Annotated in this window: 10 protein-coding genes; 8 read left to right on the top strand and 2 right to left on the bottom strand. The window is 60.8% G+C overall.

The genetic code is table 11. From position 1 onward, the window contains the following. Positions 1-5: 5 nt before the first annotated feature. Positions 6-1,967 (bottom strand): choline transporter BetT, encoded by a 1,962-nt coding sequence (betT, locus tag ACEN2T_RS16575; RefSeq protein WP_163033287.1) that lies wholly within the window; start codon positions 1,965-1,967, stop codon positions 6-8. Between the two features lie 403 nt (positions 1,968-2,370). Beyond that, entirely contained in the window at positions 2,371-3,297 is a 927-nt protein-coding gene (gene epsC / locus ACEN2T_RS16580; protein ID WP_442117020.1) for a serine O-acetyltransferase EpsC, read from the bottom strand. A 166-nt stretch (positions 3,298-3,463) separates the two neighbouring features. On the opposite strand from epsC, the gene ACEN2T_RS16585 reads away from it, so the two are divergent. The 8 genes from ACEN2T_RS16585 to ACEN2T_RS16620 all read left to right on the top strand — a co-directional run bounded on the left by ACEN2T_RS16585 (position 3,464) and on the right by ACEN2T_RS16620 (position 12,052). Further along, positions 3,464-4,459: a D-cysteine desulfhydrase gene (locus tag ACEN2T_RS16585; RefSeq protein WP_032884924.1), complete on the top strand. Its 996-nt coding sequence runs from the start codon at positions 3,464-3,466 to the stop codon at positions 4,457-4,459. Positions 4,460-4,737: 278 nt separating this feature from the next. Next, a complete protein-coding gene (gene tcyJ / locus ACEN2T_RS16590; RefSeq protein WP_032884923.1) occupies positions 4,738-5,532 on the top strand; it encodes a cystine ABC transporter substrate-binding protein in 795 nt (264 codons plus the stop codon). After that, on the top strand, positions 5,532-6,197 hold the full coding sequence (gene tcyL / locus ACEN2T_RS16595; protein ID WP_032884921.1) for a cystine ABC transporter permease: 666 nt from the start codon (positions 5,532-5,534) through the stop codon (positions 6,195-6,197). The genes tcyJ and tcyL overlap by 1 nt, the downstream gene beginning before the upstream one ends. 3 nt (positions 6,198-6,200) lie before the next feature. Then, positions 6,201-6,947 carry an L-cystine ABC transporter ATP-binding protein TcyN gene (gene tcyN / locus ACEN2T_RS16600; protein WP_032884920.1) on the top strand — a complete coding sequence of 249 codons (747 nt, stop codon included), beginning with the start codon at positions 6,201-6,203 and terminating at the stop codon, positions 6,945-6,947. A gap of 327 nt (positions 6,948-7,274) precedes the next feature. After that, a complete protein-coding gene (locus tag ACEN2T_RS16605; RefSeq protein ID WP_442117021.1) occupies positions 7,275-8,051 on the top strand; it encodes a hypothetical protein in 777 nt (258 codons plus the stop codon). A 187-nt stretch (positions 8,052-8,238) separates the two neighbouring features. Beyond that, the gene (locus tag ACEN2T_RS16610) at positions 8,239-9,480 is read left to right on the top strand and encodes an SfnB family sulfur acquisition oxidoreductase (RefSeq protein WP_181640205.1); all 1,242 of its coding nucleotides are present in this window, start codon (positions 8,239-8,241) and stop codon (positions 9,478-9,480) included. 26 nt (positions 9,481-9,506) lie between these two features. Then, positions 9,507-10,700, top strand: coding sequence for an SfnB family sulfur acquisition oxidoreductase (locus ACEN2T_RS16615; protein ID WP_032884916.1), 1,194 nt, complete (start codon positions 9,507-9,509; stop codon positions 10,698-10,700). Beyond that, positions 10,700-12,052, top strand: a complete 1,353-nt coding sequence (locus tag ACEN2T_RS16620) for an LLM class flavin-dependent oxidoreductase (RefSeq protein WP_442117022.1) — start codon at positions 10,700-10,702, stop codon at positions 12,050-12,052. Before ACEN2T_RS16615 ends, ACEN2T_RS16620 begins: the two co-directional genes overlap by 1 nt. Positions 12,053-12,138: the final 86 nt, after the last annotated feature.

Here is a 12,138-nt window from a genome sequence, read left to right on the forward strand (position 1 = left end):
AAAACCTAGCGCACCAGGTGCAGGAACTGCAGGTGCCGCTCGTACTGGTCGAGGATGTCGTTGATGATCTGCTCCTTGGTGTAGCCCACCAGGTCGTAGTCCTGGCTGCCCTCACTCAAGTGCACTTCCGCCCGGTAATAGCGGCGGTTGTTGATCTCTTTGGAGCCCATGCCGCCACGGGCAAACGACGGCGTGAAGTAGCCGCGCATCTGCACCTGGTATATGAACGGATGCTCCTCGCCATGGCCGATTTCCAGGCTCACGCTGTCGTTGGATGGATCCGGTTGGGTGACCACCGAAAGTCCCTTCTCGACAAACACCGCCGTCACTTCTTCAATCGCCGGGCGCACCGTCGATTCAAGGAAGCGGTACACCTCATCGCGCGATGGGAAATGCACCGCTTGGCTCAAGCGCTGGCGCCAGCCACCCTTGCCTTTACGCGAAGCCGAGATCGGCGCCAAGGAATGCAACTGGGCGATCTGCTTTTGCGACTCCAGATAGAAAGCCTTGTGCAGCCCCCACATCATCAGCAACAGAATCAGCGAGAACGGCAGCGAGGTCAGCACCACCGCCGATTTCAGCGAGTCGATACTGCCAGCAAACAGCAACGCACTGGTGACCAGCGCGGTCATCGCACCCCAGAACACCCGCAGCCATTTCGGCCCGTCTTCATCGGCGTTACCGCCTTTGGACGACAGCGTCGACAAAACTACCGTGCCCGAGTCCGCCGAGGTGACGAAGAACACGAAGCTGATAAACACGGTCACCGCGATAACGGTTTTGCTCCACGGATAGGTTTCCAGCAGCAGGTAGAGGCTCATCGACGGGTCATCGATGGCCGACTGACCGAGCGCGGTCATGCCGTGGTTGAGCACTTGGTCGATGGCGCTGTTGCCGAAGATCGACATCCACGCCAGGGTAAAGCCCAGCGGGATCAGCAGCACGCCGAACACGAATTCGCGGATGGTGCGGCCACGGGAAATCCGCGCGATAAACAGGCCCACGAACGGTGACCATGCGATCCACCAGGCCCAGTAGAACACCGTCCAACCGCCCAGCCAGTCGCTCGGCTTGTCGTAGGCGTAGACGTCGAAACTCTTGGTCGGCAGCGCGCCGAGGTAGTCACCGATGTTCTGGATCAAGGTGTTGAGCAAGTGCTGGGTAGGCCCGGCGAACAATACAAACAGCAGCAGCGCGCAAGCCAGCAGCATGTTGATGTCGGACATCACCCGCACGCCCTTATCGACGCCGGCCACTGCAACAAGGATCGCCGCGCCCATCATCAGGGTGATCAAACCGACCTGAATCCACTGGGTGTGGGCAATGCCAAACAAGTAGTCGAGGCCGGAGTTGAGGTGCAGCACGCCGAAGCCCATGTCGGCGCCAAGACCAAACACCGTGGCAATGATGCCGAAGCCATCCACCGCGTAGCCGATAGGGCCGTTGATGCGCTTACCGATCAGCGGGTACAGCGCCGAGCGCAAGGCCAGTGGCAGGTTATGCCGGTAGGCGAAATACGCCAGCGCCATGCCGACAAACGCGAACACACCCCAACCGTGCAGGCCCCAGTGCAGAAACAGAATCTGCATGGCTTGGCGCGCGGCATCGGCGTTCATCGGCGCGCCTTGGGGCGGCTGCACCAAGTGCGTCAGCGGCTCGGAGACGCAGAAGAAGAACAGCGTGATGCTGATCCCTGCGGCGAACAGCATGCCGGCCCAGGACAGGTAACTGAATTCGGGCTCGTCGTGGTCGGCACCGAGTTTTATCTTGCCGTAGCCCGATAGCGCGGTGACCACCACGAAGACCAGATACAGGGTCATCGCCAGCATGTAGTACCAGCCGACCGTATTGGCCGCCCAGTTTTGCGCTGCCAGCAACCAGGCACCGGCCTGTTGCGGGATAGCGATGACAGTGATGCCGAACAGCAGGATGAAGGTCGCGGCGAAGTAGAAAACCGGCGCATTCATGCGCACTTGGCCGCTGGCTGGGGTGGACGATGCACTCATGAGCGATGCACCCCGAGGTTGGAGCATGTGGCTGTAAATAACGGACTCAGCAAAGGTAAGCCTCCTGTTGTGAGCGGGCAGCGAACCACCGGGTTTAACTTGAACGAACATTCAAGTTAAACATGGATAGGCGGTTTTGGACTAATCGCAGGGCTGAGTGGTCGGTTATTCCTACACTAGCTCAAGGATTGGTATGACGGGTGGGGGAGGCAAATCGTTCAGCGGTTGCGGGGTAAATCTGGAATGAGGCTAACAATGTGGGAGGGGGCTTGCTCCCGATGGCGGCGTGTCAGTCAATGAATGTACCAACTGACACTGCGCTATCGGGAGCAACCCCCCTCCTACAGGGGATCTGCGTAGGGTTTTACTTCTGCGCCCCGTCATCATGCTGCAGATTCGCCTGAGTAATGTTCGCCTCAGCCGGCACACTGCGCGTCAGCCACACATTGCCGCCAATGGTCGAGCCCTTGCCGATGGTGATCCGCCCGAGAATCGTCGCCCCGGCGTAGATCACCACATCATCCTCGACGATCGGGTGACGCGGATGGCCTTTCTGCAACTGCCCGTCTTCATCTGCCGGGAAGCGCTTGGCGCCCAACGTCACGGCCTGGTAGATGCGCACCCGCTCGCCGATGATCGCGGTTTCACCAATGACCACACCGGTCCCATGGTCGATAAAGAAGCTCGGGCCGATCTGCGCGCCGGGGTGGATGTCGATGCCGGTAGCCGAGTGGGCGATTTCCGCAATGATCCGCGCCAGCAGCGGCAAGCCGGCGCGGTACAAGTGGTGAGCCAGACGGTGGTGAATCACCGCCAGGATCCCCGGATAGCACAGCAACACTTCATCCACACTGCGCGCGGCCGGGTCGCCGTGGTAAGCGGCGAGTACGTCGGTGTCCAGCAGGCTGCGCAGAGACGGCAAGGCCAGGGCAAAACCCTGGATCAGGCGGATGGCGTGGGCATCGATCTGGCTGTCATCCTGCCCGCCCTGTCGAGCGGCATAACGCAACTCAAGACGCGCCTGGGCGAGCAACGCATTGAGCGCGACGTCGAGGGTATGACCGACGTAAAAATCTTCACTTTCTTCACGCAAATCCGCCGGCCCCAAGCGCATCGGGAACAGCGAGCCGCACAGCGCTTCGAGGATTTGTGCAACGGCTTCTCGGGACGGCAATTCGCGTCCGCCATGCTCGCCGCTCAAGCGGCCATTGCGCGTTCGCCACTGGTCCCGGGCGCCGCGCAACTGGCTGACAATGGTCTGCAATTGCCAATGACTGGAACGCTCACTCACAGTATTTACTCCTGACGTAATGGCCATCACTTTACGGTATGCACCCTGGCCGCCATTAAGAACCAATGGTGTGATGCTAAGAACCATCGGGCATAAGCGATTGACGGTTGCCCGATGAAAAGTGCCTGCCTATAGTCGCTTCATCCCTTAGCCACCGTGCGTAGCCATGATCAAGCAACAGCTCGACCGTTTTAACCGCCTGGACCTGCTCGGCGGCGCCACCGCCCTGGAAAAACTCGAACGGTTGTCGACCTGGTTGGGACGGGACATCTACGTCAAGCGCGACGACACCACGCCACTGGCGATGGGCGGCAACAAACTGCGCAAACTCGAATATCTGGCCGCCGACGCCATCGCTCAGGGGGCCGACACCCTGGTGACCGCCGGTGCCATCCAGTCCAACCACGTACGCCAGACTGCCGCCCTTGCCGCCAAGCTCGGCCTGGGCTGCGTGGCCCTGCTGGAAAACCCCACCGGTACCGAAGACCCCAACTACCTGGGCAACGGCAATCGCCTGCTGCTGGAGCTGTTCGACGCCAAAGTGGAATTGGTGGAAAACCTCGATAACGTCGACGACCAACTCAACGCCCTCGCCGACCGCCTGCGCAGCAACGGCAAGAAGCCGTATCTGGTGCCCATCGGCGGCTCCAATGCCCTCGGCGCCTTAGGTTATGTGCGCGCCGGGCTGGAACTGGCCGCGCAGATCGAAGACAGCGGCATCGAATTCGCCGCCGTGGTACTGGCGTCCGGCAGTGCCGGCACCCACAGCGGCCTGGCCTTGGCGTTGAGTGAAGTACTGCCGAACTTACCGGTAGTCGGCGTCACCGTATCGCGCACCGACGAAGCCCAGCGCCCCAAAGTACAGGGCCTGGCCGAACGCACTGCCGAGTTGCTCGGCGTGGATATCCCCGAAGCCTTCAAGGTGATCCTGTGGGACGAATACTTCGGCCCACGTTATGGCGAACCGAACGCCGGGACCCTTTCGGCGGTCAAGCTATTGGCGAGCCAGGAAGGCCTGCTGCTGGACCCGGTCTACACTGGCAAGGCCATGGCCGGCTTGCTGGACGGTATCGGGCGCCAGCGCTTTGAAGATGGCCCGATTATTTTCCTGCATACCGGTGGGGCACCGGCGTTGTTTGCCTATGACTCGGTTTTCAACTGAATAAACGCGGGCTAAATGTGGAAGGGGGCCTGCCCCCGATAGCGGAGTGTCAGCCAGCTCATCTGTTACTGATACACCGCTATCGGGGGCAAGCCCCTTACCACATTAGACTCAACGCATATTCATAAAAAGAATATCAATTGAGTTTTATATTATTTTCAAGTCTTAAAACCGGGCTTTATCATCGCGCCGAAGGCGAAGACGCGCTTCGCGCTTTAAGGCAGGATACGACTACCGCGTCACCTGCTTCGCTCAACATAAAAACACAGGGGCTCTTCATGACTATTTCCGTATTCCGTCGCACGTTGCTGGTCGGTACTTTGGGTTTGGCTCTCGGTGCCAGCCTGCTGGGCCAGGCCGTTGCCGGCGAGCAACTGGGCAACATCAAAAAGGCCGGCGAGATCAAAATCGGCCTGGAAGGCACCTATCCGCCGTTCAGCTTCGTCGATGAAAGCGGCAAGCTCAGCGGTTTCGAAGTCGAGCTGTCCGAAGCGCTGGCCAAGGAGTTGGGCGTCAAGGTCAAGCTGCAGGCCACGCCATGGGATGGCATCCTCGCTGCCCTGGAATCCAAGCGCCTGGACGCAGTGGTCAACCAAGTGACCATCTCTGAAGAGCGCAAGAAGAAGTACGATTTCTCCACGCCTTACACCGTTTCCGGTATCCAGGCGCTGGTGCTGAAGAAGAACGTTGACACCATCAAGACCGCCGACGACCTGGCCGGCAAAAAAGTTGGTGTGGGCCTGGGCACCAACTACGAGCAATGGCTCAAGGACAACCAACCCAAAGCCATCATCAAGACCTATAACGATGACCCGACCAAGTTCCAGGACCTGCGCATCGGCCGTATCGACGCGATTCTGATCGACCGCCTGGCCGCCCTGGAATACGCCAAGAAAGCCCCGGACACCGCCGCTGCAGGCGATGCCTTCTCCCGCCAGGAAGCCGGTATCGCGCTGCGCAAAGGCGAGCCTGAATTGCTGGAAGCGGTGAACAAGGCCCTCGACAAGCTGCGCGCCGATGGCACCTTGAAGAAGCTGTCCGAGAAGTACTTCAACGCTGACGTCACTCAATAATGGAAGCAGGTTTCCAACTCGCGCTGGACTCCGCGCCCTTCCTGCTCAAGGGCGCGTATTACACGGTGATTCTCAGCCTTGGCGGCATGTTCTTCGGCTTGCTGCTGGGCTTCGGCCTGGCCTTGATGCGTCTGTCGCGCTTCAAGCTGCTGAGCTGGACTGCCCGTGTCTATGTGTCGTTCTTTCGCGGCACGCCCTTGCTGGTACAGCTGTTTTTGATCTACTACGGCTTGCCGCAAGTGGGCATCGAGCTGGATCCGATCCCGGCAGCCATGATCGGCTTTTCGCTGAACATGGCCGCCTACGCGTGTGAAATCCTGCGGGCCGCCATCGCGTCTATCGAGCGTGGCCAGTGGGAGGCCGCTGCCAGTATCGGCATGACCCGCGCGCAGACCCTGCGCCGGGCCATCCTGCCGCAGGCGATGCGCACCGCGCTGCCGCCGCTGGGCAACAGCTTTATTTCGCTGGTCAAGGACACGGCGCTGGCCGCCACCATTCAGGTGCCGGAGCTGTTTCGCCAGGCGCAACTGGTGTCGGCGCGTACCTTCGAAATTTTCACCATGTATCTGTCCGCCGCTCTGATCTACTGGGTACTGGCGAGCATCCTGGCGCATTTTCAAAATCGTCTGGAAGACCGGGTCAACCGGCATGACCTGGAGTCTTGAAGCATGATCGTGGTTGAAAAACTGACCAAACAATTCAACGGTCAGGTGGTGCTCAACGGCATCGACCTTGAGGTCAAGGAAGGCGAAGTTGTCGCCATCATCGGCCCCAGCGGTTCCGGCAAGACCACCTTCCTGCGCTGCCTGAATTTCCTTGAAGAACCCACCAGCGGCCGCATCAAGGTGGGCGACATCCAGATCGACGGCAGCAAACCGCTCAACCAGCAACAGAACCTGGTGCGGCGCCTGCGCCAACACGTGGGTTTTGTGTTCCAGAACTTCAACTTGTTCCCCCATCGCACTGCGCTGGAAAACGTCATCGAAGGCCCCACCGTGGTCAAGAAGATGCCGCGCGAAGACGCTATTGCCCTGGGGCGCAAGCTCCTGGCCAGGGTCGGCCTGGCGGGCAAGGAAGACGCCTACCCACGGCGTCTGTCCGGTGGTCAGCAACAGCGCGTGGCGATTGCCCGTGCATTGGCCATGGAGCCGGAGGTGATTCTGTTCGACGAACCCACCTCGGCCCTCGACCCGGAACTGGTGGGTGAAGTGCTGGCGACCATCCGCAGCCTGGCTGAGGAGAATCGCACCATGGTCATCGTCACCCACGAAATGAGCTTTGCCCGAGACGTTGCCAACCGGGTGATCTTTTTCGACAAGGGCGTGATCGTGGAACAGGGCGAAGCCAAGGCGTTGTTTGCCAACCCCAAGGAAGAACGCACGCGGCAGTTTTTGAGCAAATTCCTCGCGCATTAACTGCACCCTACGATTGAGCATTTGTGGTGAGGGAGCTTGTTCCCTCGCCACCATTAGTATTCCTACAAGAAGTCCTCGCCCACAGCTGTAAAACACGCTCGCTATTGCGCCTTAAAATCCCCCGCCCAGTCAGACCCGTCTGAATATCACCGAACCCGCCGTTTAGCCTTTTGCCGCCATTGACGCCCCTTGGCCAACCCTCTTATCTAAGGCCCAGAGGATTGGATCCTATCCCGGCTATTCACTGAATCGTTCCTTTCAGCCCCGCTGCGCACCTGCGCCAAAGGGTCGGAACGATTGCTGCTGGCTGCATCAAGGAGATTACTTATGACGTGCACTGCAACCCCGGCCCTGCTCACCGCCCCGACGTTGCCACAGGCCCTTCGAAACGGCGTCAATGCCCTGGCAGCCGCACAGCTGCTGGTCGATATCGCACCCTACCCTGGCATGGATGACGGCGATCTGATCGAGCTGTTCTGGAACAACTGTTTTGCGGCCTCACGGCGGGTGACTGCCTGCGAAGTCGGCATGCCTACCCGACTGCGTGTTCCGGAAAGTTTTGTGCAGGAGGGTGTCGCTCAGGTTCATTACCAAATCATGCAGGTCGGCCGCGCCCCGGCACGTTCGGCCATGACGCACCTGCGTGTGAAAACCAACTCCCCCGGAGGCCTGCCCTGCGCCCTCTACAGCGGTGAAAACCAGAACCTTGCCCCGGTGGGTCTGCCGGACACCATTCGCCGCTACGGCGTGAATGCCAGCCAGGTGCGGCGGGGGATTCCGCTGACCATCGAGCCCTACCTGAACATGACCACCGGCGATGCCATCACCCTGCGTTGGGGCGACGCACGCATGGACCTGCCGAAGATACAGGCCAAGGCCGTCGGCCAGGCGGTGCAGGTTTGGGTGCCGCCGACGTTGATAGTCGAGGCCGGCGACGACAGCCGGTTGGAGGTGACTTACTGCATTCTGGACCGGGTCGGCAACAATTCGCGCTGGGCGCCAGCCCGGACGCTACGTATTGCCGCCAGCGCGATCACCCGTCCGACGGGCACCGCGCCGGTCTATCAACCACGGCCTCTGGGCTCACCCTGTGAACCCGGTTGATCGCCCTTCTATGCATATTCCCAAAAGTTAGTTTATTTAAATATTTAACAAGCTTAGGGTATATGCACCGGACCACCGGACATCTTTGATTTTTCTGTTTTCATTTCATTGAATGCGAGGTCGGTATGGTCAGAATTACCCCGGTGCACAACGCCAGGGCATTACGTGCAGCCAAGGAGCGGCGCTGATGTCTAACTTGGCTCTAACACCCCCCCAACGTGATCTGGACGTAGCACCGCTGCTGTTGCCGGCCGCCGTGCTGCGCAACGACGCCGAGGCGCTGAACGCCGCCCATGAGCTGGCCGAGGCCGCGCGCCTGCAAGCCGCCACGCGCGATCAGCAACGCAAGCTGCCATGGGCACAGATTGAACAGTTCACCCGCAGCGGGCTGGGCAGTATTTCCATTCCCCGCGAGTACGGCGGCCCGCAAGTGTCATTCGTGACGCTGGCCGACGTGTTCGCAATCATCAGCGCGGCAGACCCGGCCCTCGGGCAGATCCCGCAGAACCATTTCGGCATCCTGCACCTGTTGCAGGGCGCTGCCACCGAGCGCCAGAAAAAACAGTTGTTCCAGAGCGTGCTCGACGGCTGGCGCATCGGCAATGGCGGCCCGGAACGCGGCACCAAAAACACCCTGGAGCTCAAGGCGCGCATCACCGCCAAGGGCGACGGTTACGTGATCAGCGGCCAGAAGTTCTACTCCACCGGTGCGCTGTTTGCCCACTGGGTAGCGATCAAGGCGCTGAACGATGACGGCAAGCAGGTCATGGCGTTCGTGCGCCGTGGCACCGAAGGACTGCGCATCGTCGATGACTGGTCAGGCTTCGGCCAACGCACCACCGCCAGCGGTACGGTGCTGCTCGACCAGGTGCCGGTCGACGCCGACCTGGTGGTCGACAACTGGCGCATCGGCGACAGCCCGAACATCCAGGGCGCCGTCTCGCAATTGATCCAGGCCGCGATCGACGCCGGCATCGCCCGTGGTGCTCTGGATGACACCATCAGCTTTGTTCGCGAGCGCTCACGGCCCTGGATCGACGCCAAGGTCGAACGCGCCAGCGATGACCTGTATGTAATCGCCGATATCGGCAAGCTGAAAATCGAGCTGCACGCCGCCGAAGCGCTCTTGCGCAAGGCCGGCCAAGTGCTGGATCAGGTCAGTGCCGCGCCGATTACCGCGCAGTCCGCTGCACGCGCCTCAATCGCCGTGGCCGAGGCCAAAGTGTTGACCACTGAAGTGTCGTTGCTGGTCAGCGAGAAGCTCTTTGAACTGGCCGGCAGTCGCGCCACCCTCGCTGAGTTCAACCTCGACCGGCATTGGCGCAACGCGCGCGTACACACGCTGCACGACCCCGTGCGCTGGAAGTACCACGCAGTGGGCACCTATCGCTTGAACGGCACCCTGCCTGCTCGCCACTCCTGGATTTAACCGACCAGACCTCTGGAGAAATACGCATGACCCTTTCTCATCACGTCGCGGTTATCACCAGCGATGAACAAGCCCTTGTTGTCGCCAGCGACCTGGCCGAAGACTTCCGCCGCGACAGCGCCCAGCGCGACCGCGAACGCCGCCTGCCGCTGCCCGAGTTGGACGTGTTTTCCCGCTCCGGCCTGTGGGGCATCAGCGTGCCGAAGGCATACGGCGGTGCAGGCGTGTCCAACGTCACCCTGGCGAAGGTCATCGCCTTGATCGCCCAGGCCGACGCCTCCCTGGGCCAGATTCCGCAAAACCATTTCTATGCCCTGGAAGTGCTGCGCGTGAACGGCAGCCCGGCGCAGCAACAACGCCTGTACGCCGAAGTACTCGCCGGCCAGCGCTTCGGCAATGCCCTTGCAGAACTGGGCACCAAGACCGCTCACGATCGCGTCACGAGCATCACCCGCGACGGCGACGGCTTTCGCATCACGGGCCGCAAGTTCTACTCAACCGGTGCGATCTACGCGCAACGCATCCCGACCTCAGTGGTGGATGAGCACGGCGTGCAGCAGTTGGCGTTTGTACCGCGCGACAGCGAAGGCCTGAGCGTGATTGACGACTGGAGCGGCTTTGGCCAGCGCACCACCGGCAGCGGCTCGGTGGTGTTCGATAACGTCTGGGTCGCTGCCCACGACGTGGTCCCTTTCCAAAGCGCCTTTGAACGCCCGACTACCGTCGGCCCGCTCGCGCAGATTCTTCATGCTGCCATCGACACCGGCATCGCCCGCGCCGCCTTTGAGGATGCGCTGCACTTTGTGCGCACCAAGACTCGCCCATGGATCGACTCCGGCAACGACAAGGCCACTGAAGACCCGTTGACCCTGAAGAGCTTCGGCCACTTGAGCATCCGTCTGCACGCCGCAGAGGCATTGCTGGAACGCTCAGGTGAATTCCTCGACCGCGCCCAGGCCGACAGCAATGCCGAGACCGTTGCGGCTGCCTCGATTGCCGTGGCCGAAGTACGCGCCTTGAGCACCGAAATCTCCCTGGCCGCCGGCAGCACCTTATTCGAACTCGCCGGCAGCCAGGCGACCCTGGCCGAGCACGGCCTCGACCGCCACTGGCGCAACGCACGGGTGCACACCCTGCACGACCCGGTGCGCTGGAAGTACCACGCGGTAGGCAATTACTACCTCAATGCTGAAAACCCGCCACTGCGGGGGACCATTTGATGGCGAAGAAAAAGATCCTGCTCAATGCCTTCAACATGAACTGCATCGGGCACATCAACCACGGCCTGTGGACCCACCCACGAGATACGTCCACCCAGTACAAGACCATCGAGTACTGGACTGAGTTGGCGCAAACCCTGGAGCGTGGGCTGTTCGATGGCTTGTTTATCGCCGATATCGTCGGCGTGTACGACGTCTATCAAAACTCCATCGACGTGCCGCTCAAGGAGTCGATCCAACTGCCGGTCAACGACCCGTTGCTGCTGGTCTCGGCCATGGCTGCGGTCACCAGGAATCTAGGCTTCGGCCTGACCGCCAACCTCACGTATGAGCCGCCGTATCTGTTCGCCCGACGCATGTCCACGCTTGATCACCTGAGCCGTGGCCGGGTGGGCTGGAACATCGTCACCGGCTACCTCGACAGCGCCGCCAAAGCCATGGGCCTTAGCGAGCAGGTCGAGCATGACCGGCGCTACGACCAGGCCGATGAGTACCTGGAGGTGCTGTACAAACTTTGGGAAGGCAGTTGGGAAGACGACGCGGTGCTCAACGATCCGCAAGCGCGGGTCTACGCGCAGCCGGGCAAGGTGCACAAGGTCGAGCACCATGGCGAGTTTTATCAGGTGGAGGGTTATCACCTGTGTGAACCGTCGCCGCAACGTACGCCGGTGCTGTTCCAGGCCGGCAGCTCGGACCGTGGCTTGCTGTTCGCCGGACGCCATGCCGAGTGCGTGTTTATCAGCGGGCAGAACAAAGCGTCGACCAAGGTCCAGGTGGACAAGGTGCGCGCCAGTGCAGTCGAGGCCGGGCGGAATCCGGATGACATCAAGGTGTTCATGGGCCTCAACGTAATCGTCGGCGCCACCGAAGAGCAGGCCTGGGCCAAGCATGCCGAGTACCTGAGCTATGCCAGCGCGGAGGCCGGCGTGGCGCACTTCTCGGCGTCCACCGCGATTGATTTTTCCCAGTACGAAATCGACGAACCGATCCAGTACGTGAAGAGCAACGCAATCCAGTCGGCCACCAAGAACCTGCAAAACAACGACTGGACCCGGCGCAAATTGCTGGAGCAGCACGCCCTCGGCGGACGCTATATCACCTTGGTCGGCTCGCCCGAACAAGTCGCTGACGAGCTGGAATCGTGGATCAGCGAAACCGGGTTGGATGGCTTCAACCTGACGCGGATTGTGACGCCGGAAAGCTATGTGGACTTTATCGACCTGGTGGTGCCGGTGCTGCAGAAGCGTGGGTCGTACAAGACCGAATATGAGAGCGGCACGCTACGGGAAAAAGTCTTCCACGGCAGTGCTCGCCTACCTGAACAACACACCGGCTCGACCTACCGCCACTGAACAAAAATGTGGGAGGGGGCTTGCTCCCGATAGCGGTGTATCAGTCACCGGATTGGTTTGCTGACACTCCGCTATCGGGAGCAAGC

Source organism: Pseudomonas sp. W22_MBD1_FP4, assembly GCF_052113765.1.
Taxonomy (GTDB): domain Bacteria; phylum Pseudomonadota; class Gammaproteobacteria; order Pseudomonadales; family Pseudomonadaceae; genus Aquipseudomonas; species Aquipseudomonas sivasensis.